16 protein-coding genes are annotated in these 23,398 nt (G+C 52.5%); 4 read left to right on the top strand and 12 right to left on the bottom strand.

Features of this window, described 5'->3' with window-relative positions; translation table 11 throughout:
- The first annotated feature begins 83 nt into the window (after nucleotides 1-83).
- Entirely contained in the window at nucleotides 84-1,505 is a 1,422-nt protein-coding gene (locus tag KK062_RS06130) for a S41 family peptidase (RefSeq protein WP_254083377.1), read from the top strand.
- A 73-nt stretch (nucleotides 1,506-1,578) separates the two neighbouring features.
- Here the strand turns inward: KK062_RS06130 and KK062_RS06125 are convergent, their stop codons facing one another.
- The 3 genes from KK062_RS06125 to KK062_RS06115 form a co-directional block, all read right to left on the bottom strand.
- Entirely contained in the window at nucleotides 1,579-3,825 is a 2,247-nt protein-coding gene (locus KK062_RS06125; protein ID WP_254083376.1) for a GH92 family glycosyl hydrolase, read from the bottom strand.
- 145 nt (nucleotides 3,826-3,970) lie between these two features.
- Nucleotides 3,971-4,684: a DUF4197 domain-containing protein gene (locus KK062_RS06120; protein ID WP_254083375.1), complete on the bottom strand. Its 714-nt coding sequence runs from the start codon at nucleotides 4,682-4,684 to the stop codon at nucleotides 3,971-3,973.
- Nucleotides 4,685-4,842: 158 nt separating this feature from the next.
- Nucleotides 4,843-6,804, bottom strand: coding sequence for a sialate O-acetylesterase (locus tag KK062_RS06115; RefSeq protein WP_254083374.1), 1,962 nt, complete (start codon nucleotides 6,802-6,804; stop codon nucleotides 4,843-4,845).
- Between the two features lie 173 nt (nucleotides 6,805-6,977).
- Here KK062_RS06115 and KK062_RS06110 point away from each other — a divergent pair, with 173 nt between their 5' ends.
- The gene (locus KK062_RS06110) at nucleotides 6,978-7,337 is read left to right on the top strand and encodes a response regulator (RefSeq protein ID WP_254083373.1); all 360 of its coding nucleotides are present in this window, start codon (nucleotides 6,978-6,980) and stop codon (nucleotides 7,335-7,337) included.
- On the opposite strand, the gene KK062_RS06105 is transcribed toward KK062_RS06110, so the two are convergent.
- The 6 genes from KK062_RS06105 to KK062_RS06080 form a co-directional block, all read right to left on the bottom strand.
- A complete protein-coding gene (locus KK062_RS06105; RefSeq protein ID WP_254083372.1) occupies nucleotides 7,329-8,168 on the bottom strand; it encodes a TspO-related membrane protein in 840 nt (279 codons plus the stop codon). The genes KK062_RS06110 and KK062_RS06105 overlap by 9 nt on opposite strands.
- A 439-nt stretch (nucleotides 8,169-8,607) precedes the next feature.
- On the bottom strand, nucleotides 8,608-9,498 hold the full coding sequence (locus KK062_RS06100) for a cation diffusion facilitator family transporter (protein WP_254083371.1): 891 nt from the start codon (nucleotides 9,496-9,498) through the stop codon (nucleotides 8,608-8,610).
- 93 nt (nucleotides 9,499-9,591) lie between these two features.
- Nucleotides 9,592-10,929 (bottom strand): TolC family protein, encoded by a 1,338-nt coding sequence (locus KK062_RS06095; RefSeq protein WP_254083370.1) that lies wholly within the window; start codon nucleotides 10,927-10,929, stop codon nucleotides 9,592-9,594.
- 18 nt (nucleotides 10,930-10,947) lie between these two features.
- Nucleotides 10,948-14,070 (bottom strand): efflux RND transporter permease subunit, encoded by a 3,123-nt coding sequence (locus KK062_RS06090; RefSeq protein WP_254083369.1) that lies wholly within the window; start codon nucleotides 14,068-14,070, stop codon nucleotides 10,948-10,950.
- Between the two features lie 40 nt (nucleotides 14,071-14,110).
- Nucleotides 14,111-15,190 (bottom strand): efflux RND transporter periplasmic adaptor subunit, encoded by a 1,080-nt coding sequence (locus KK062_RS06085; RefSeq protein ID WP_254083368.1) that lies wholly within the window; start codon nucleotides 15,188-15,190, stop codon nucleotides 14,111-14,113.
- Nucleotides 15,191-15,323: 133 nt separating this feature from the next.
- A complete protein-coding gene (locus KK062_RS06080) occupies nucleotides 15,324-15,602 on the bottom strand; it encodes an ArsR/SmtB family transcription factor (RefSeq protein WP_254083367.1) in 279 nt (92 codons plus the stop codon).
- Between the two features lie 333 nt (nucleotides 15,603-15,935).
- Between KK062_RS06080 and KK062_RS06075 the strand changes: the two genes are divergently transcribed.
- Together KK062_RS06075 and KK062_RS06070 are read left to right on the top strand one after the other, a co-directional pair.
- Complete coding sequence (locus KK062_RS06075; protein ID WP_254083366.1) at nucleotides 15,936-16,796, top strand: alpha/beta fold hydrolase; 861 nt, start codon at nucleotides 15,936-15,938, stop codon at nucleotides 16,794-16,796.
- A gap of 324 nt (nucleotides 16,797-17,120) precedes the next feature.
- Nucleotides 17,121-18,551: a hypothetical protein gene (locus tag KK062_RS06070; protein WP_254083365.1), complete on the top strand. Its 1,431-nt coding sequence runs from the start codon at nucleotides 17,121-17,123 to the stop codon at nucleotides 18,549-18,551.
- A gap of 1,596 nt (nucleotides 18,552-20,147) precedes the next feature.
- Here KK062_RS06070 and KK062_RS06065 read toward each other — a convergent pair.
- The 3 genes from KK062_RS06065 to KK062_RS06055 form a co-directional block, all read right to left on the bottom strand.
- A complete protein-coding gene (locus KK062_RS06065; RefSeq protein WP_254083364.1) occupies nucleotides 20,148-20,378 on the bottom strand; it encodes a hypothetical protein in 231 nt (76 codons plus the stop codon).
- A gap of 52 nt (nucleotides 20,379-20,430) precedes the next feature.
- Nucleotides 20,431-20,865: an SDR family oxidoreductase gene (locus tag KK062_RS06060; protein ID WP_254083363.1), complete on the bottom strand. Its 435-nt coding sequence runs from the start codon at nucleotides 20,863-20,865 to the stop codon at nucleotides 20,431-20,433.
- Nucleotides 20,866-21,171: 306 nt separating this feature from the next.
- Entirely contained in the window at nucleotides 21,172-23,388 is a 2,217-nt protein-coding gene (locus tag KK062_RS06055; RefSeq protein ID WP_254083362.1) for a glycoside hydrolase family 97 N-terminal domain-containing protein, read from the bottom strand.
- Between the last annotated feature and the right edge of the window lie 10 nt (nucleotides 23,389-23,398).

Genomic DNA, 23,398 nt, shown 5'->3' with positions numbered 1-23,398 from the left:
TTTCCGTAGACAAGAATAAACCCCGAAACGTATAAAACCGTATCATTGTGACGTTATTGTTTCAATATTTCAAGAGAACTTCCATGCAAACATTCAAATTTCTGCGCCCCGGTGCCCTGCTGGCCTGCTGTGCGTTGTTGCTTTTGGCCGTAGCCTGTAAAGACGATGATGACAGCAATGCCTCCGCCAACAACCGGCACGTCAACGACTGGATCCTGACGAACATGCAAGACTGGTATCTGTGGAATGACGAGCTCCCCACGAACACCAACAAGAACCTCGCGCCCGATGAGTATTTCAGCTCGTTGTTATACGATGGCGATCGCTTCTCGTGGATCCAGGACAACTACCTGGAGCTGTTGAACTCGCTGCAAGGCATCAGTAAAGAAGCCGGCTACGAATATGCCCTCTACCGCGAAAGCAACACGAACAACAATGTGATTGCGCAGATACTGTATATCAAACCGAGCTCACCCGCTAAAAACGCCGGGCTGAAACGCGGCGATGTCATCACGCACATCAACAATACGCAGATCACCATTTCAAACTACCAAACCTTGTTGTCGGCCCTAAGTGAAAATCATACACTGACGTATCGCGCCATGGATGTGGAGAATGAAAGCCTGAGCGATCCCGCCACTGTTTCACTCACCCCCCAGGAGTACCACGAAAACCCGAACTACCTGCACGCCGTCATTGAAACCGGTGAGCACAAGATCGGCTACTACGTCTATAATTTCTTTGCCTCGGGCCAGAGCGATGGCAACGAGTACGATACCGAAATGGAATCGATCATCAACGGCTTTAAAACAGCCGGTATAACGGACCTTGTACTCGACTTGCGGTTTAACAGCGGCGGCTCTGAAGTATCGGCTCTTAACCTGGCCAGCCTGCTCGGTGCAGACGTCAATAACACGAAAGTCTTCATGACAAAAGAATACAACGACGATATAGAGCAACAGATCCTCAACGAACCGGGTCTTGGCGAAGACATACTCACTGTCAACTTCACAGACAAAGCGGCCAACGTGGGCAATCTGCTGCAGAACAAACGGCTCTTTATCCTGACCGGCTCACGCACCGCCTCTGCCAGCGAGCTGATCATCAACGGTCTGCGTCCCTATATGGACGTATTCCTGGTGGGTGACACAACGTATGGCAAGAACGTTGGTTCCACTTCCCTTTACGACGACACAGATGCCACGAACACGTGGGGCATGCAGCCCATCGTCGTAAAAGTATATAATTCACTGAACCAATCTGACTACGACGGCGGCTTCTACCCCAACATCGTAGACCCCGACAACGACTTTATCCTGTACCCGTTCGGCGACGCACGTGAACCCCTGCTGGCCAAAGCGATTGGCCAAATCACAGGAAGCGGTACGATCGGCCGTACCGGCCTGGTAGACCGTCCGCTGGTAGCGCACTCGCTTGATCGTAAGAAGCGAAGCTTCCAGCTAACCGTGGATGATCGCGCGGTACGGGCATTGAACCGACCGTAACCGATCAGCGTAAGTATACTAAAAAGGGTGCCTTCTAAGAGCACCCTTTTTTTATTCACGTGTAAATATTGTGCTACCGGGCCGGCGCTGCCAGCGTGGCTTGCTGTAAGATGCGATTGACATCTACGTTTGCACCCCATGTCTTATTCGCGCGAGGCCCCATGACCAGCTTTAATACACCGCCCTGTACAATGTCGGTGTGCGTCATCCACGGTCCGTCCAGGCGTTTGCCATTCAGGTATGCTTCCTGGATAAACTTGTTCTGCTCGCTGCAGCCGGGGGCATCCACCTGAAAGTCTTTTCCGTTGGGCAGGTGAATCGTCGTCTTTTCAAATACCGGGCTGCCGATGGTATACAACGGAAGGCCTGGTACAATGGGATAAAAGCCCATGCAGGAGAATACCACGAAGGCCGACATGCCACCACCGTCTTCGTCACCGGGTATACCGAAGATATTATCGGGGAACCAGGTGTTGAGCAGCATGCGGATACGCTTCTGCGTCTTCCACGGTGCGCCGGTAAAATTGTATAGATAGGGAATATGGAAGCTCGGCTCATTGCCCATGGAATATTGGCCGACGATACCGGTGAAGTCGGGAAATTTCGCCCACAGCTCGTATTTACTCCGGCCCAGGCCTTCCTGGAACAGTTGATCCAGGCGTGCTTCAAAGGCTTGCTTGCCCCCCATCAGCGTCATCAGGCCGGGAATGTCTTGCTGCACTTGCCACAGGTAGGTCCAGCCGTTGTTCTCATCGTAATAGTCACGGCCACCCATGCCGCCGTCGAAGGTCGGGTCGATGTCGATCCATTTGCCGTTGGCATCTTTCGGCATGAAGAATCCTTTCTCGGCCTGGTACAGATTCTGGTAGTTTGCCGATCGTTTCAAGAAGAGCGCTTGATCGTCTTTGTGTTTTGCCGCCACGGCAAGCTGCGAGAGCGCCCAATCGTCATAGCTATGGCCCAGCGTAATCGCCACGGCCTGCCTGCGCTCGAACGAATGCACCTCCCCTACCGTTTCCTTTTCACCGGGATGCAGGGCGGGATAATATCCTTTCTGGTGATAGAACGAATCCAATGAGCATGCCGGCCCATTACGCCAGGGCAACATGGTCGCCTGTGTGGCATTCTTTTTCGCTGCTTCATAGGCCAGCGGCAAGTCAAATGGCTGAATACCCTTGCGATAGGCATCGAGCAGCGTGATGGTCGAGTGGAATCCATTCATGCACGGATTGTCGCCCCACAACAACGGGAACGTCGGCAGCCAGCCACTCTGTTGGTACATTTTCAGATACGACGCGATCATGTCTGCTTCCTGGGCAGGGTTCAGAATCGTGCGCAGCGGGTGGTGCGCGAGATACGTATCCCATACCCAATCGTCCACATAGAACGGACGGCTATCGTCGTGGATGCGTTTGTCGTAATGGCTATAATATTTACCGTCTTCGGTAATATTGACCATGCGTTCCTGACAGCGGTAGAGCGCCGTATAGAACGTGCGCTTCATCCTGTCGGTGCCGCCCTTTACCTCAATCTGGTTTAATACACCCTCCCATGCCTTCTGCGCACGTTGTTTATCGCCGTCGAAGTCCCACGCAGGTTGTTCTTTTGCGAGGTTCTTGCGGGCCTGCTCTGCGCTGATAAACGATATTGCATATTTAAACTCGATCACGCTCGCACCGGTCTCTGCCCACGACATACACGCCTGGCCTTTGCCGGTGGTCTCGCGACACGCGGCATATACACCGGGCTTGCTGAATTCACCGTATACCCAGGCCGTCATGCCTTTCACTTGCTCGGTACCCGAAACGGCACGATCTGATACCCGTTGCCAGGCACCCCCCTGGCTGATCTGCAGGAATACATTCTTGGTGGTGCCTGCGGGGAAAACTATACGAAAATGCCCAGTCTTGGCGCCGGGTACAAAAGCGATCTCAATCTCTTCCTGGTCCAGCCATTCAGAATAATAGTATGGCGTCAATACTTCATTCTCGGGGTCCCACGTGGCACGCGGTGGTGTGGCCATAGCCATGGCCGCGCCGGTGTAGGGCATGATGCCAAACAGGTGTCCCTGCCGGTGTGAGACCAACGACAGGGGGAATGTGCTGATCTGCGGATCAAGGTGATCTTTTCTTCCGGGGTACGAGCGTATGGCCTGGTTAGGCAGTTGCGCCGTAGGGCGCGTAGGCTCCAGCAAATGGCCGACGTTGCCGACGCGCGGGTCGACCCAGGACAATGGCGCCTGGCCATACGATGTAAGGGCGAGAAGTAAAGCAGCACTTATGCCTGCGGCCGTGCGGCGTGTAATCAGGTTTGATAGCATAGATCGTGGCTAGTTAATCGATTCAGCAACGGTTAAAGATAGCCACCTTCTTCTGAAGACAAAATACCACTTACACGATATCGTGGAAAAGAAAAGCCATCTCAGTTACGAGACGGCCCTTTCATATGCGTCATTTCAGACAGAACTACTTCTGCGCCCCAAATACCTTCTTCAACAAATCCGTTGTCCGTGCGCCCGGATCATCGCGGATATTCTTCTCCTCCTTCGCCACCATCACGAACAGTCCATCGATAGCTTTCTCAGTAGCATAGTCATCCAAATTCGGATTCACCTTCTGCACCATCGGCAGTTTGTTATATGCATTGACCAGGTCTGCATAATACTTGGTAGCGCTAACCTTCTGCAACGCCGACTGGATAATGGGCTTGAACCTGGTAGTAAGCTCCGGCGACGTTGTTTTGTCGAGGTACTGCGTCGCAGCGTCGTCTTCGCCTTTCAGGATACTCCAGGCGTCCTGAACGGTCATCTGCTTGATCGCCGACACAAAGATGGGCTTGGCCTCCTTGGCAGCTTCCTCAGCACCGCGGTTGAGGGCGAGGACAAATTTATCGACCTGAGCGCCCATGCCTACCTGGCGCAGCTTGGTCTCGACTTGTTTTACTTCCGGCGGAAAAGGAATTTTAATTTCGGCATTTTTAAAATAGCCGTCGGCTTGCGACACCAGGTCCGATCCCTTCGAGGCACCATTGGTGAGGGCTTCTTTGAGGCCGGCGGCAACCTCTTCGGTTGTCGGCATCCCCCCTCCTTTCAGGGTCTTCTTCAGCTTGTCCAGGTTCAGCTGCGCATGCGCGAAGCCCCCGATACAAACAAACAACAGCAATAAAACAGCATGTCTCATGTGGTAAAGTTTAGTTGGCAGCATTAATGCAACCGCCTTAGGCCTTGTAACCCGGCGGCAAGTACCGTCTATCACAAACCTTGCCACAGCTGGAAAGTGTTCCAACAGCACGGCCCTTTTTGTAGACAAAAAGGGCCGCTGCGTTGGAGTTTGTGCTGTCATTCAAATGTAAATGTCTGACCCTCTGTCACACCGCGCCACGTATCCGTCCGGAACGGCGACGCCGGAAAACCTTCCTTATTATAAAGATTATCATCCCACGGGTTATCAGACCACCCAAAGCGCACCGCCACCGGCTTCGCCACTTCGTCCGAAGCAACAACTACTTCGTTGCCCTGTAACCAGGCCTTGGCATAATGAAACTTCTTATCTTCTCCCGCCACTTCAAACCCGCGCAAATAACCATACTTATCCCGGACCACCAGGCCACCGCCCACTTCCGTAAACGACACAAAAGCCTTGTTCCCCTCAATCCTTACCGCCTGATACGACGGTCCCGAGTATACATTACCCTGCGTATATACCTTGTTCAGCGCAATAGCCGCCAGGCGCTTGCCTACGTCTTGTTTGTTACGGGGGTGAATGTCAAAGGCTTCGCCAACATCCGTCGTCACCGCCATGCCCGTGTTGGGCAATGCCAGGGTCATGCGTTGCGCCTCCCGCAGCTCAGCCCAGGCGCTGGTGCCCGGGGGGTTGGCGCCGCGGGACGCCTCGTAGGAAGCCAGTTGCACAAAGTAGAACGGGAAGTCACCTTGTCCCCAACGGCTGCGCCAGTCCTTGATCATCAACGGGAAGGCTGTGCGGTATTGATACGCCCGGCCGGCATTGGACTCGCCCTGATACCAGATCGCACCCGCGATGGTATAGGGGATCAGCGGATTCAACATAGCATTGAACAGCAACGTCGGGAAGCTGTTGGGCCCCACAGAGCCACCACCATCGGCCACGCGCTCGACATAAAATTTCCACGGACCAGCCAGCGGTGTGCGTGTATCCGAAGCGGTTGTTATAGCCAATGCCGCCGGTTCGTCCCACAGGCCACCGCCACCGCCGGTATCCTCCACGCGTACGGCAATGACATTCTTGCCGGCTTTTAACAAGCCTGCCGGAATGCGGTATGTTCTCTTCTGGTCATAGCCCACCGTCTTACCGACCGATGTACCATTGATGAAGGTCTCGTCTATATCGTCGATGGCGCCCAGGGTCAGCACGGCATCTCTACCAGCGTCGGCATCGCTCACGTGAAAGGATCTGCGAAACCATACCACGCCATCGAGACCGTCGAGGCGTTGGTTTTCCCACGCACCCGGTATTGACATGGTGGGCCACGATTGGTCGTCAAAAGCAGCATTCTTCCAGGCGGCTACGTTTGTCGCCGGAACGACGATGTTCATCTCTTTCAGCTTTGTTGTAGTACGCTCTTTACGCTGGGCGGCATACGACTCGAGATCGATCCTGGGCAGTGACGCCATCATGGACTTAAACTCTTCGCTCTTCTCGAAGGCCTCGCGGCTGGTCCATGTCTCGCTGTGCGTACCACCCCACGATGTGTGGATCAGGCCGATGGGCACGTGCAGCTTGTTATACAGGTCGCGGGCAAAGAAGTAGCCGACAGCCGTAAAGTTAGCAGCGGTCTCGGGCGTACACGACTTCCAGTCGCCACCGGCCACATCTGCCTGCGGCGTAGACGCAATGGCTTTTTGTACCAGGAACTGACGGATCTCCGGGAAGTTGGCGGCCTGTATTTCCAGCGTTGCATTTTTCGCAGCTGACAGCGGCCATTCCATGTTTGACTGACCGGAGCATACCCACACCTCACCTATTAAAATATTCTTTACAGCAAGGCTGTTTTTTCCTTTTACGGTCATTTCGTAGGGGCCACCGGCGGCTTCGGCAGCAAGGGTGACCGTCCACTTACCCGCTTTGTCAGTCTTAACCTTTTTGGATTGTTTGTTTAACTGTACCGTTACACTTTCGCCGGCATCAGCCCAGCCCCATACCTGAATGGGCTTATTGCGCTGCAATACCATGTTATCGGTGAAGATCTTCGGAAGCTTGACGTTTCCGTAAGCGTGTGCCATTGTGCAAAGCACCGCCAGGGATAGAAGTAATTTTCTCATACGTAAGATGAAATTGAAAATTTTGCCAGGAAAAAGCAACAGAAAGTATACCCAAAAACAGCATGAGCGTGGGAGCGAAGGCGAACAGGTGTTCTGTTTTTCGCACGCGGGCATGAGGTCTTAGCCCCATAACCTAATTGTTACTATATTCGCCGCATTCTGAATGTAAAATTATGCGTATTCTGGTATGCGACGATGACGAGGTCGTACTGAAAGTAGTAGAAGTAACCCTGCGCGAGCAAGGCTACAAGGCGGTCCTGACCCGTGACGGCCAGGAAGCCATGTCTGCACTTGACCGGGGCGAGCACTTCGACCTGATCATTACCGACATCCACATGCCCTACTTCAACGGCGACGATATCCTCAAGCGCGTGCGCGAGGAACAAGGTAAACCCACCCCGATCATCATGCTGTCATCCGACGGCGAAGAAGAAGTGATTGCATTAGCCCTTAAACAAGGTGTCAACGAATTTTTGGTAAAGCCGGTCAATACCCGCGACCTGCTTAAGAAAATACGCACGCTGTTAGGCTGATTGCGAACGATGATTCGGAACCCGACCGACGCCACTCGAGCCGACCGGTGCGTACACCCGGCTCACCTCCACAACGCTTTGTCGTACCGCCGCTATCATGACACGCGCCACCAGGTATATACCGGTGGATAACGCCACGAGGGCCACCAGTTTCTCGGCATTTCGCTGCTCTGCATATATACCGATGCAGCACCAGGCGATTGTCAGTGGGAAAATAAAATCATGATACCGGTTGCGCACGGCATTCGCCAGCAGGGCCACGGCCAGCACCGCGAGGACTGCGACGACATTTTCACCAAAGGGTACACCCTCGTATCCAATCGACTTCAGCCAGACACCGGCATACACGATGGTACTAAAGGTCAGCCAGGCTGCGGCCGTGGTAAAGGGCAGTTGAATCCATTTATATTGACGGTATAGCGTTGTATTCATTTCGTTGCGAATGCGCGTAAAAATGACCAACGATAAAATCAGTTGCCCCACTTGCACCAGCCAGGCAACAAACAAATACTCTTGCGTGAACGTATAAAGCCACACCATGGTCAGCAGAGATGAAAATACTATAGGCTGGGCAATCTTGTCGTAAATGGGAATATGGCGTTGCGCCGGGAGTAATTGATAGCCGGCATATACCAGCAACGATGCGGCGATAATCGCCACCACAGCGAACGTATACGTCGCGGGGATAAACAGATGCTCATGCCGACCGAAGATCGCGCTTACGGGGATCGCATCTCCGGGTAGGAAAGTATAGACAACCGTAAGCCCGATGCTCAGCAAAAGCGCCGGTAAAGCCAACCAGCGCCAGGAACGTGTGTAATGATCTTTCATATAGACGGAATTACTGTCCGGATGACAAATTGAAAAAATTCATGCCGGGGAATCATGGGCTATTGGCGGCATCCTCCATACGTACAACATGCTCCGGATAGTGTAGAAATAAGTCTACTCTCCCCCAGATTGTAGCTAAAATCGGCTGATTCAAGGCGCCTTACACGGCCGGCAGCAGCATTTTGTGGCTGGCATCCTTATGGTAGTATTGGTATAATACCAATTTTTGAGAAACCATGAGACCCTCGATAAAAAACTTCAAAATGCCGCGGATACCATACCGCCGCCCGCACAGTACCGCAGACCCGATCAAGAATTATATTCTGTTGATATTGATTTTGATGCTGCTCTCAGCATTCGTATTGGGCAGCTAACGAAAAAAGGTGTGAGAGCAAGAGTGCTCTCCTTTCTTCACTCCCGCTCTCACACGCACACTGTATTAATCGTGGTGCCCCGCCGGCTCAATATGTATCATAACATCCGTAAACTCCGGCAGCGTTAGTTGAATATGATCTTTAACACGATGTGAAATCGCATGCCCCTCCTCTACCGTCAGGGCCTTATCCACCCAGATGTGCAAGTCAGCATGCTTAAAAATCCCCATCTTCCGGATATGACACTTCTCCACCAAAACCACCTGCGGCACACTACCTGCCAGACGCATCACTTCTGTATTCACGGCAGGATCTAATGCTTCATCCAATAGCTCGCCAATGGCCGGCCGTAGAATGAGATACGCATTGATCATAATAATAGCCGACGCAAACAGCGCTGCATAGTCATCTGCTACTTCATACCCCTCACCCCCCACAATGCCGATCAGGATACCAATAAACGCTGCTGCCGAGGTGATGGCATCACTGCGGTGGTGAAACGCATCGGCCTTCACAGCATCGCTTTTAATTTCGGTACCGGTTTTCAATACAAACCGGTACAACAGCTCTTTCGTCGCGATCACTACCACCAGAATGATCAGCGTATACGGCTCAGGCGTCTTGTGCGGCGTAATCATGTTCTGAATGCTCTTCACGGCGATCACCACCGCCGCAACCGCCATCGCTATGGAGACGCCCAACGCCACAAGCGCTTCCATTTTGCCATGCCCGTAGGGATGGTCTTCGTCCGCCGGACGCGACGACCATTTCAATCCCAGCCACAGCATGGTCGACGTTAAAATATCAGTGCTGGATTCGATAGCATCGGCAATGAGGGCGTAAGAATTTCCGAGTATGCCGCCAATGCCTTTGATAAGCGCCAGGGCGGTACTGACGATGATGCCGATCACCGTTGAACGAAGACCCTTATGTGAGTTGGGAAGTTGGTGCGCCACGCCGTAATTATTGGGCCGCAATATTATAAAAAAAAACACCCGGTGCATGCTTTTATGCTACCGGATGTCTTCCCTATAAGCGATGTGCCGTATTTAATCGGCAATACCCTGTAATTTGTTTAAAGCGATGCCTGCCGAGAGGTAGTCGTACACCGCTTCGAGGTAATTGGATTGCGCCGTCGACAGGGCCAGCTCGGCGTCTGTCAGCTCAAGACGCGCAGAAATACCGCTCTTATAACGATACTGAATGATGGTGTAGCTGAGGCGCGCGGTCTCGCGCGTTACCGATGCCGTTTCGAGTCGCGCGAACGACTCCTGGCGCGCGGCAAGCGCCTGGTGCACAGAAGCGCGCAGCTGCTCGTGCGCGTGTTGTTGGCGCAACACTGCCTGCTGCCGTCCCAGGGCAGCCCGCTTTACTTTCGCTTGCGAGGAAAACCCGGCAAACAGTGGCACCGAGAGCTGCAGTCCCACAAACGAGGCCGAAGGATAATAGGCGTTGCCATACTCAAAGCTGTTGGTATGCGACTGCACCTGGTACTGCGCCACCGCCGAAAGCTGTGGCTTGCGCAGCGATGACGTCATGCGCACTTGCTGATCTTCCAGTTGCTCTCGCAGCGCCAGCGACTGAAAGTAGGGATTGTTACGCTTGGCCGCAGCGTACACGTCTTCTTCCGACGGCACTGCTTCCGGTCCGGGTACTACGAGCGAATCGGTTAGTACGATGTCTTGCAACGAGTCTACACCGATAAGCGTCTTGAGCTGCAGCGTACTAGTCTCTACCGCGAACGATAGCCGCACGAGCTCAGGCTCCAGGTTCCGCACGGCTGTATAGGCACGCAACGTATCGACACGCAACCCTTTACCTTGCAGCAGCAACGAGCGGGCATCTTGCAGCACGCGGTTGTTACGGCGAATGCTCTCTTGCTGGAGCTTGATGCGCTCGTTCAGCACGAGGACCTTGAGATAGGTTTCGCGCAGCGATGCCAGTACCTCCTGACGTCGGCCCTGTAATGCCGTTTGACTTTCACGTTCCTGTAACCGCGCATGGTGCAGCGAAGGGATCGCCAGCGGGTTATAGATAGGTTGCACCGCCGATACCGAAGCATTCAGCTGGTCCTTGCCGCCAAAGCGGCCGTAAGGCACTTTACCTTCCGAGCTGGTTTCACCAAAGCCGAAGAACGGCGGCAGGTCGAAGTAATGATTCACACCCGCCTGCGCGCTTACCGAGGGAAGGTAAAGCGCGCGGGCTACGATGCGTTGTTGGGCAGCTTGCTCGACGCCGAGCTGGCTTTCAAGGATCTCGCGGTTGTGCAGGTCGGCCAGCTGTACTGCCTCCTGCAACGACAGCGACTGTTGTGCGACTGCCGGCCGTGTTGCGCCCAGGATGAGGGCGAGCAACAGCGTGCGATAGATATACCGAAGTGGTTTCATAATTTTTATAGAGTAAGATCAGGCAATAGCCGCCGGGTTACCAGTCACCGGAAGCGGTGCGGGCTTCGCAGCATGCGCATATGGCCTGGAGAAGTAAGAATATACCGAAGGAATCACATAAAGCGTCAGGACACCGGCGAAGATCAGCCCACCCACGACGGCAATACCGAGCGACGTGCGGCTGCCGGACGACGTACCAAGCGACAACGCAATGGGCAGTGTGCCGAAGATCATCGCGAGCGTCGTCATCAGGATCGGGCGGAAGCGCGAGGCCGAGGCGGCCAGCACAGCGTCTTTTACCGACATGCCTTCTTCCTTGCGTTGGTTGGCAAATTCCACGATGAGGATCCCGTTCTTGGTGATCAGACCGATGAGCATAATGATACCGATCTCGCTAAAGACGTTGATCGATTGGCTCGTGATCCAGAGGCTCAGCAGCGCACCGGTCAGGGCCATCGGCACCGTCAGCAGAATGATAAACGGATCGATCAGGCTTTCGAACTGTGCCGCCAGCACCAGGTAGATGAGCAGAATAGCAAAGATGAAGGCGAAGATCAGGCTCGAGCTACTTTCCGCATAGTCGCGGCTCTGACCGGCAAGGGCCGTACTAAAGCCGGGCGGCAACGTAGCCTTCGTGATTTCATTCATTTCCTTGATCGCCTCGCCCAGGCTCACGCCGGCGGCGGGCGTAGCCGAGATCGTAACGCTATACGCCTGGTTATAGCGGTAAATCGCCGGCGGACTTACACTTTCTTTCATGCTCACCAGGTTGTCGAGCGACACCATCTCGCCATTCTCGGCACGCAGGAACAACGAGTTCAAATCGGCCGGTGCAGAACGTTCTTTGCGATCCAGTTGTCCGATCACTTCATATTGCCGGTCGTTGTAGATGAAGTATCCATAGCGGCGACCACTCAACGCCAGCTGCAACGTGCGGCCTATCTCCTGCGTGGAGATGCCCAACTGGGCGGCCCGCTGACGGTCGATCTCGATGCCGATCTCGGGGCGGTTCACTTTAAAGTCAGGATCCTGGAAGCTAAGCTTCGGGCTTTGCGCTACCTGGCCCATCAGCTTCGGCATGACGCCGATCAGGCTGTTCAGATCAGGCGCCTGCACAATATATTGCAACGGCTGTGAGCTGGAGAAACCACCGATGGTCGGTATTTGAATGGGAATGACGATCACATTCCGGAACCGGCCGGAAGCCGCGATTAGTTTTTCATAGATCTGCTGCTGCGACAAGCCGCTGACACGGTCCTTTGGATCTTTTAAGAACACCCATTGGAAACCGCCGTTGACAGGCTGCACGAGTGTACCAACAGAGGCCGCGATACCGGCATAGGTTCGGTTGCCATTCAGGTCAGGAATGGAGTCGGAAATATAATTATTGATCTCCTTCATCGTCTGCTCCATACTTTCGTAGGATGTGCCCTCCGGCGCAATCACGGCCAGTCCCACCATGGAACGATCTTCCAGCGGTGCAAGCTCCGACGGCAGCGAAGGCGCCAGCCACCAGGCAATCGCAAAGGATCCCAACAGCAACACAAACCCAAACCAGCGCACTTTAAAGAAGGCGTGCAGCGACCGCTCATACGCGCGGTTCAGCCCTTCAAACCATGGCTCGGTTTTACGGTACAACCAGCCGTGCGAAGCATTGGCCTTGAGCAAATACGCGCTCATCATGGGCGACAGCGTCAACGCCACGAAAGCCGACACCAGCACCGAGCCGGCCACCACAATCGCAAACTCTTTAAACAACCTGCCCGTGATACCACCCAGGAACAAGATCGGGAGGAACACCGCCGCGAGCGTAACCGTCGTCGAGATTACGGCGAAGTATATCTCGTCAGAGCCTTTGCGCGCCGCTTCGATTGGCGACATGCCCTGTTCAATCTTACTATAAATATTCTCCAGCACCACAATGGCGTCATCCACCACCAACCCGATGGCCAGTACCAGGCCGAGCAATGTCAACACGTTGATCGAAAAGTCGCCGATATACATGATAAAGAAGGCGGAGATGATCGATACGGGAATCGCCACCAGGGGAATGATCGTACTGCGCCAGTCGCGCAAGAAGATAAAGATGATCATGGCCACCAGGCCGAATGCCAGGAAGAGTGTTTCTTCCACTTCCGACAGCGAGTTGCGTACAGGTACGGTAAAGTCTTTTCCAAGATTGATGATATAGTCTTTTGGAGCCGTACGAACGATCTCGTCAAAGCGGGTCTTGAATTCATCTACGATAGCCAGCGAGTTGGCACCCCGTTGCGGCTGCACACCCGTGCCCACGCCGTAACGCGCGGTCGTACCGTCGCCGACGATCATCGCCGTGCGCTCGTTCTGCGAAGACATGATCGCCGTACCGATGTCGCTGAACCGCACGATGGCGCCTTCGCTTTGACGGACAATCATCTTGTTAAAGTCTTCTTCTGTCACCAATCGCCCTTGCGTACGCAGCGTGACTTCGGTGTTCTCGCCTTCAATCCGGCCACTGGGCAAATCGACGTTCTCGCGTTGCAAGGCAGCCTGAACATCGGCAGGCGTTAATCCGTACGATGCGAGCTTGAGCGGGTCCATGCGCAGGCGCATCGAGCGCTTGCGCCCGGCATAGGTATCAACCAGGCGTACACCCGGGATAGATTGCAGCCGCTCTTTTATATTGATGTTGACGAAGTCGGTGATGTCCTCCAGACTCCGGGTATCACTTTGAACCGTGAGGAACACCAGGAACTCGGCAGGGCCGGACTTTTCTACAATGGTCGGTTCGATGTCTGCCGGCAACTGTTGCCGTGACTTCGACACCTTGTCGCGCACGTCGTTGGCGGCAGCTTCCAGGTCAGCGTCCAGGTTAAACTCAACCGTGATAATACTGACCTGCTCGCGCGAAACAGACGACAGCGCGCGGATGCCGTTCGCTTCGGCAATGGCTTCTTCCAGGGGTTTGGTCACCTGGGCGGCAATGATATCGGCGCTTGCGCCCGGATATACCGTGGTTACCATGACGATGGGAGAATCGGTAACGGGATATTCCCGTGTTCCGAGGAATGTGTACCCGACGATACCGAATAGTACCAGCAGGACCGACATAACACCGGCCAATACGGGCCGGGATATACTTACTTGTGATATCGCACTCATGACGATTTTTACTTGATTTTAGGAGAGAGTATGGCCAGGATTATTTTATAGAAGCAAATGCTACCGGAGCGCCAGGACCAAGCCGCAGTAAGTTGCTGACGATTACAGTGTCACCGGCGGTGAGGCCTTCCACGATCTCCACCAGGCCCGTGCTGCGTTGACCGATCTTAACCGGCACCGGTACCACCTGACTGCGGCGGCTTACATACACCGTGTATCCACCGGTAGAGGGTAACAGCGCTTGTGACGGCACCGACAACGCATGTTCCGAAGTGCTCAACCCCAATGAAATGCGTGCGCTCTGACCCGCCAGAAGTTTACCTTCCGTGTTCTTTGCCAATGCGCGTACCAACAACGTACGGGTGTCCTGGCTCAGGCTCGCACCTTTGGCAAATACGCGCGCGGTATAGGGTTTGTCGTCGGATGCCAGCGTGAAGTGTTGCTCGCTGCCCAGTTGGATGACGTTGGTATATTTTTCAGGAATGGAAAACTCTACTTTGATTTGGCTATTGTCTTCAATATCCGTCAGGATCGTATTCACCGAAACAATGGCGCCGGGGTGCGTATTGATCATACCGAGCTGGCCATCGAACGGCGCCACGATGCGGGTCTTGTCGACCATGACCAGCACCTCGTTGATCTGTGCTTGTAATACCTTCAGGTTGGTGATGGCCTCATCATAATCCTGTTGAGAGATGGCTTCTTTTTCCAGTAGATCTTTCAGGCGTTTTTCATTTAGCACGGCAAGTTTCTCTTGCTGACGGAAACGCTCGAGTTGCGCCTGCAGGTCGGCGTCATCCAGGCGGAATAACAATGTGCCTTTTTTCACGTGGCTACCTTCACGCGCATTTACCTGCACGATCCGACGGGTAAGCTCGCTGACGATATCCACTTCCTGATACGCGACGAGTGTGCCCGTCACCTCCAGTTCTTCGTGAATGGCGTGCGGCTGCAACACGATGACGTCTACCGGTACACCCACCGGAGCGGACGCAACCACCGCGGGCTGTTCGAGATTTTCTGCTTTTGTTGTACACGCAGCGATACCGGCTGCGAGAAGTGCAAATGTGACGACTCCCAACAGGGGAGCATACAACCGATGTCTATACGACTTGTTCATAACTTTAATTGATTGATTTATTTAAATTATTCGATGTGTTTAGGAAAAGGGGTGCGAAGTAAATTTGTTCAAATGTCATATCCTAGTACTTATTGATTTATTTAAATTATTCGATATATAGGAACAAAAAAAATTACGCTTTCTTCAGTGACTCCAGGAACTCGATATAATCATCGAGCACCTTGTTGTTGAGTCTGTACTTCACGTTGCGTCCTTCTTTCTCTGCTACGACTAATTCGGTGTCCGTCAGTTGTTTCAGGTGGTGACTGATGGAGGGCTGTGCCAGGTCGATCATATCCTGCAGGTCCGAGCAATACAGGCATTCCTCCTTCTTTCTGATCTCTTTTAAAATCTGCAATCGGTTGGGATCTGCCAACGCCTTCGAGATCTTCTCAGCCTTCTTGATATTCACGCTCGTCTGTTTTGCTGGCAAAGGTACCGAATTCATCGAAATAATTCAATATATCCACCAACGGGGTCCAGGGGCAATAAGTTCTGGGGTTTAGCAACTTTTTTTAACACCGGCGTGCTAGCGGGTGTTAGTCTCCACAGCGCTGAGTGCATCCCTGGCGCAAGAGTTAGTCCCGACTCGTCGGGGGTCTCTTGTGCCTTAACCTGTTGCCAGTCTGAAGACTGGCAACAGGTTAAGGCGAAGAAATTCTACATACCAAATTCCGATTTCTACCAAATACTGATCTTGACAATACCAACGGCTGGAGGCACAATCTTTGACCGGCATACAACCATGAGCAGCCAAATTTATAACAGAACAATTAAAGTTGACGGGGTCGATATTTTCTATCGTGAGGCCGGAGACAGGAAAAACCCCTCCATATTACTTTTACCTGGTTTTCCAACCTCGTCCGTCATGTTTAAAAATCTGATGATCGCTTTATCAGATAAGCTCTATTTGGTTGCGCCAGATTATCCCGGATTTGGATTCAGCGCTTTTCCCGCGAAAGATCAATTTGAATATTCATTTAGAAATATAGCGTCCTATATAAGCAAGTTTACGGATGAGATAAACCTAACGTCATTCACCATCTATCTTCACGACTATGGATCTCCCGTCGGTCTTCAACTGTGCGTAAACCATCCTGAAAAGATCGAGGGAATAATTGTACAAAGCGGTAATGCATACGAAGAGGGTGTTTATCGGATCTGGGATGAAATGAGAGAATATTGGAAAAACCCTACTCCGGAAAAAAAGAAAAAACTTTACGCATTCCTAAGCGAGGAAGGTGTGAAGTGGCAATATACCGCAGGATTGCCTGAAAAATTGCAATCAACAGTAAGTCCTGAATTGTGGGTATTGGATTGGGACGCTATGAAAAGGCCCGGTAATATCGATATGCAATATGAGCTGAATTGTGACTATCAGAATCACATAAAAATGTTTCCCGTTTTTCAGGAGTATTTCCGTGTCCATCAACCTCGTGCCCTCGTCATATGGGGAAAACACGATCCATTCTTTAATGTGGATGAGGCGGTCTGTTACAAGCGGGACTTACCGGATGCCCAGGTTCATATTATCGATGGCAGTCATTGGGTGCTTGAAACAAATTTTGATGAGGTATTGAACCTTATCCGTGATTTTTTTAAGTAGCATGGGCTGAAAATATAATCCCTTAGGTGTCAGCGAAGGCACCATCAATTGTGTATCTTCGATCACCTATTTATAAAGACTATATCGTTTGTCATCGGCCCCCTGGCTTTTATAGTCCTGATTGATCTCTTATACTATAGTCGTCCTTTTCTTTCGTCTTTTCTGTGCGGTAGGATTTCGTGTTGCAACGAGTTTCGTGTAGGATCGTGGTGCTTCCGGGTGCCATTGTGTGCTTGCTGTCTATCGCCGCGAATGCCGGGTTGTTCTTACCCTCCCCGTGCACGATGCGGTTGCGTTAAATATAACCCCCAAAACCCTCCTGTTATGAAAAAAATCCTGCTATGGTTGGCGCTTGTCCCATTCTCTCTCCTATTTCAGACGTGTTCGCACGATGAAGCCGAACACTCCGTCCCCGGTAACATCCAGTTTGCATTCCAGGTCGATGGTGCTGCAGACAACGGCCGCACGGCCGAAACCCTTGTCATTCCCCCCGGCAGTAACGCGTTGATCAGTATTAAAAAACACAATGGTCAAATTGTTTACACCCGTAAGCCCGTAGAGATACTCTCTTTCGGCAACGGTTATATCACCGCGCCGCTCGCCCTACCCTGGGGGGGCTATTATGTTACGGAGTTCCTGATAGCCGACGACGAAAACAACATCATCTTTGCTACGCCGTTGTCCGGTTCACCCCTGGCGAGCCTGATCGATCATCCCGTACCCTTTTACTTCGCCATCCAGGCGGACCGCGTGACCCACACCGGGGTACAAACCATCAGCACTGACTTCCACATGCCTCAAGCTTTTGGTTATGCCAGCTTCGACCCGGAGCTGATCTCACCCAACCTATTGCTGACGACATTTGTCACCAACTACGAAGGCGGGCTCAAAGCCGCCACGGCACACGCGTATGTGCTGCACGGCATGGACACCGTCTTTGACGACATGCTGGGTGTTAAAGTCAACACCGTGCACTTCGATGGCGTCGCCACCGAGACCTATAAATTGATCATCATTCGCCCTGGCTTCGCGCCGTATCGCCGCACCTTTATATTAGAAGAATTACAGGACGAGCTACAAGGCGATCCGCTGGCCGTAGTGCTCGACCCCGCGCTTACCATGACCGCCGCTACCACGCCGGGCAATCCCGGCTTCGAATTTGGTTTTGCCACATGGGATATCCTTACGCCCAAAACGGTTCGATTCGACTGGGGCGACGGCACGACCGACAGCCTGGTGGTCGTGTATCAGAATGATTACCGCATCATGCACACCTACACCACCCCTGGTGAACATTTTGTCAGCGTCACCGGCGATATCCAAATTATCATATCATTTGGCAATGTGTACAATCTCAGCGGTGGCAACAGCCTCAACCTCGAACACCTGGGCGAGCTGCGATACCTCAGCGTTAATGAGGGACCTGACCGTGTGAACCTCTCCCATAATAAACACCTGGAGTCGGTGTCCGTACAAACGACCACGGTACGCTACCTCGACGTGTCGGACAATCATGCGCTTTACGATCTACATTTCTATTTCGACAACACGCACTTCGATGTTGCCTCCTTCCGAAAGATGATTGACGACATTCACACTTCTGTCGTAGCACACCCCCGCCAGGGACGGCTAACCATTGCCCGTGATCTGGCCGGAACAGAATACCTGCAACCGCTGACGCTCGACGACTGGCAAAAGCTCGTAGACCTGCGGGATACCTATGGCTGGCAGATCTACCCCAACCCAGTGGACTGACGTTTCCCGGAAAGGCCGGTGGTAAGACCGGCCTTTTTCTTTTTGGAGGGTGTGACCGGTTGCCAATACCGTGATATTTCTTTCCGTTGATGCTGCATCTCTTATCACCAGACATGCGCTGCCGGTAGACGGCGCCACTGAAATCGTATACGTATAAACATTCACCGCTTGCTCCTCATCGGTTTTCACTTCCTTCATGGTATATACATACCTTACGTTCGGCTCCCGATACCCCTCCGACTCCCTCTCTATTTCCACTACGGGTACATCCGCTGTCACCGGTTCCGCCACCACATGCACTTCTTCCTCCCCCACTCCATCATCCTCAACGCCACCACCCGACACATCCTCTTTCCCACGCAATGCCAGGATTTTCGCCGCTCCGAACCGCTTCACTTCGTCAATCTTCCCGCCCTCCCGAAAGGCTCCATATTCAATACCAATCGATAACATCAACGTCCACCGGTTGTCCGGCGGGAGTACATCCATGGCTAACTCCAGCACAGTGCTTTCCATTCCCTCTAATGAAGGGTTCCAACCTGTTGAAATATCGATCGAGTAATATGACGGATCATACCACGTCGGAGGCAAATACTCTTTAGCGGCCACATCAAATGTCACATCCGGCACAATACCCAACGTAACCGTCAGGCGAAACATAGCGTGGTTATTCTGCGGAAAATAGTTGATGTCACGCATCAGCTCGGGAATTTCAATGCGCGCTGAACGATTGGATCGATCCATTGTATAATATACCGGTGTGCGTACAATGGAGTCGAAGCTAGGCGCTTTATACATGGTTGAAAACCCTTCAAGCAGGCGTGTATGTTCAGAAAGTGTGATACTGCGGCGGCCCCATTCGCTGGTACCGTCGCGCAATTGCACCTGGCGCATGATACTGTTGATATCACTGCCGAAATTATAGTCTGAGAGGCGCCGCAGTTGATGCATGGCCATCCGCACGTAGCTGCCGTGACGCGAGCAACCGCCGAACTCCGACATGGTGCGACGTGTATTTTCAAAGCTGGGACTGGTTTTTACTTTTTCGCGACTGGGCCCGCCCTTGCGACGAACGACAATCTTGTCGACGCCGCGCATGCGGTAGGCGCTCAGCATGTCTAACTTACCGGTAAAGGCAAATGGTCCTTCGAGAAAAGGCATAGTCAATTGGTTTTTGGGTAACGAGAGGGATTTTCGACAACATTCAATGTTGTAACGGTGTCTACGTCGAATGTACGGAAAGGTTGGGAACTGTCAATGAATAGAATAGAATAAATTTAAAAAAAAAGACTTTTAGAATAAGATGTTTAATACCTATATAATAATTGAATATCTATTGAATGAAACTTATTAAACTATTGGATATCTATTCTATATCAGGATATCTGGTGGGTACTATACCGGATTTTTCAGGTATAATTGATAGCACTAATCTTTAAATATGAAAACTTCTCCTGGTAAGGGGCATTCCGGGGAGCGTAGGGCAATCCTTTACATATAAATATACCCGGAAATGGCTTGCAACGTTCCGTTCGGTAGCGGTCCGACTTCGTCGCGGTTCACGGGAAAGTAAGGACTGACTTGCAGTCAGGCCTTTCATGGTTTTCTAAATCGCGACCTGTGGTTTTGTTTAACGTAACAAAAAATTCTCGGGGTCCCGGCTGCAACGCTTTCTTCGGCATACAGTAATGGCTGGTCATGCATATAGAGCGCATCATCAAGAAATTCACTGCCTTCATTGGTGCCGTGTGATGGCTCTTGATGAATCAGGCGTTCTTCTGCTTTGTCTTTCAGGTTCTTATCGGGATATAAGAAGAAAAAGTTCATGGTGTTTACTGGGTTTAATAAGTAATTGGTTCTCTATCAATGGCTATCCGCGTCAGGCCTTTTGTAACTGGGCGCTTAACCACTTTTCAAAGTTGATGGCTCCCAGCGCTGCCTCACCGGCCGGCACCAGTGCTGCGTGGGTCACTTCTCCACCGAAGTATGCCGGTTTGCCATCGGGTATCACCTGGCGCGGGTCGTTTGTTTGTTTCAGATACCTGCTTACCACGTCGTGCATCGCAAAACGTTCCGGTCCGGCAATTTCTGTTTTCCCATTAACAGGCGCTGTCAGCGCATACCTCACTACAAAAGCAGCCACATCATCTGAAGCGATGGGCTGAAACTGCACATCGGAAAGATGTACTTCGTTTCCTTTCGTAGCCTGATTGGCAATGCCCGCGATGAACTCCAAAAACTGTGTGCTGCGGATGATGGTATATGGCACGCCCGATTGTATGATCAGATCTTCCTGGATTTTTTTGGTACGCATGTACCCGATGTTTTGCATCACATCGACTCCGACAATAGAAAGCGCCACGTGAAGCTTTACACCCGCATTGATTTCATTTTTTTAGTGTCGCAAACAACCCCTGAGATTGTCGCTATTCCCATACTTAACGTTGGTGTTGGGCATAACTTTGCTTAATCGCCGGTGCGTGCCCCGAATTGTTACGCCCATTCAGGGCTCGCTGGATACGCCAGGTGCTCAACCTGAAGCCCGAATACAATATGTATTAAAACAAAAGAGAACAGTAACGTCCTGTTCTCTCCTGCCTCAACTGTCTGTATCCTAAAATTATCGAATAATGCGCGATGAATAGACACGCTCATCCGTAGAAACATAAATAACATAGATTCCAGCACCCAACCGCGTAGTATCGATTGCATGTGTCTCTTGCTGCACTTCCATTACTTCGTGCTGCACTACCCGGCCTGAAATATCGGTGATATTAATTTCATGAACCGGAGCCTTCGACCGTACTGTCAACCGCGTTCTGTCGGAGTTTTGAAAGATCGATACTTTCGAGCCCTCTTCACTCCTTCCGATACTTGTCACTTCATTTACATCGCGTACCCGGATGGCGAGCCCACCTCCTGAAGCCAGGTGGAAGGTGAGCTTGCTTTGGCTGGTAACATTCATGATCTCATGCTGGTAAGCTTTGGCGCTGGCTTCGGAATTCGGGGTGTCACGGTATACGTCGGCAACGCGGTCGACGCCTTCGGGGAGAAACGAGAAGTCTACTTCTATGTCGCGGGCTTCGTAGTTGGTCATGGCGCCGACGTACCACTCTTCGGCGTGTTTGCGGGCGATGACGGCATACTTACCGACCTCGGCGGCCAGGGGTAGTGTTTGGTCCCATACGGTGGGTACCCTGGAGAGAAAGCTGAGGATATCAGTATACTTTCTATATTCCGTGGGGGCGTCGCAGAGATAGGCCAGGGGTTGGTCGAACATGACGTACATGGCTACTTCGTGGGTGCGGGTGCCGATCGTCATGGGTACGCCGGTGCCGATGGGTTGGAACTCGAAGCGGCGTACGTTGCGCATGGAGCCGGGAGTATAGTCGAGCGGGCCGGCGAGCATGCGGATGAAGGGGAACTGCAAATGGTAGTCGGGGTTGGGGGTGTCGTCCCATTTGGTACACTCGGCGCCGCGTACGGCCTCGAAGTTGACGATGTTGGGATATTTCCGCTGCAGGCCGGTGGGCTTGGCACAGCCGTGGAAGATGATCATAAGCTGTTGTTGCGCGCAGGCCTTTGCCAGTTGCTCGAACCAGTTGATGGCTACCTGGTCGTCGCGTTCAATGAGGTCAACTTTTATACCGACGATCCCGTAACTCTTCAGCTCGGCGAGGCGGCCGGGGCTTTCTACCGGCAGGTTGATAAAGTCCCACGTAAAAATCTTGACATTCTTCGAGGCTGCGTATTGACACAGCTCCCTAATGTAACTGGTGCTCCAGCCCGCGTCGAGCGTGACGTATTCCAGTTTGTTCTGGGCGGCAAAATCTACGTAGAACTTATATAGGGCCAGGTTGAGGTTCTTGGTGCCGGACGGAATCTGGGTTGTTTCCAGAATGGCATCGTGCCACCACTCCCACGCCGACTTGCCCGGTTTGATCCAGTCGGTGTTGGTGAGTACAGACGGAGTTGCCAGTTTGTAGACGAGCTCATTGGTGAGGAGTGTTTTGTCATCCGTTGATACGATCACGACGCGCCATGGATATTTGCGCGTGCCGGCGGTGCGTGCCAGGAATGCTTCGCGCTCGATTACGCGATGATACTCATAGATGTTGTCGGGGAAGGATACTGTCTTGGGATAATACGCCCACTTTCCTTTTACACTGGTGGTGCCGCTGGGCTGCAAGTACAAGCCTGGATAATCCAACAAGTCCGACTCGGCTACCACTACACGGATGCCAGACCCGGCGTATGAAAACATGGCGGGCGTGATGGAGAACTTTTTGTTGTCGATCGCTGCGATGGACGCGTACGTATTGTACGATCGCTCCCACGACCGCATCTCGCTATCGGCTTCGGGGAAAATTACCTGCGTCTGACCGGCGAAGTTAAAGTTGGCTTCTTCCGACATGACGTCGACGTTGCCGGCGAGTGCGGTCTCGAAGCGATATGCCACGCCTTCGTCATACGCACGGACGATGAGCGAATAGTTCTCTTCGAAGTCGATGCGCAGCTGGTTGTAGTGATCGCGCAGACCATCGTTTTTACCGTAGAGGCGTTCGATGGGCTCGTCGACACTGACCGTTGCCGTGGATTTCACCGTAGCGTTGCTGCCTACGACCAGGCCCGTGCTCAGCGTCAGGCCGATGGGCGATGACGCGATGACCGATGTTCCATTTTTCTCTACGGCATACTGGATGTCGGTTGCCACGTCGAGGTGGATCATTAGCGAGCCATCGGGCGAGGTAACGTCGTACTCCTGTGCGTTGGCTGCAGACCAAAGGCCGGCGAGCAAACACAGGCTAAGAATTTTAAAACGGATTTGAATTTTCATATAGTTTTAT

Origin of the sequence: Dawidia cretensis (genome assembly GCF_018598175.1) — a bacterium.
In the GTDB taxonomy this organism is placed as follows: domain Bacteria; phylum Bacteroidota; class Bacteroidia; order Cytophagales; family Cyclobacteriaceae; genus Ohtaekwangia; species Ohtaekwangia cretensis.
Note: the sequence above shows the minus strand (reverse complement) of the source record. Positions and strands in the feature narration are given on the sequence as shown.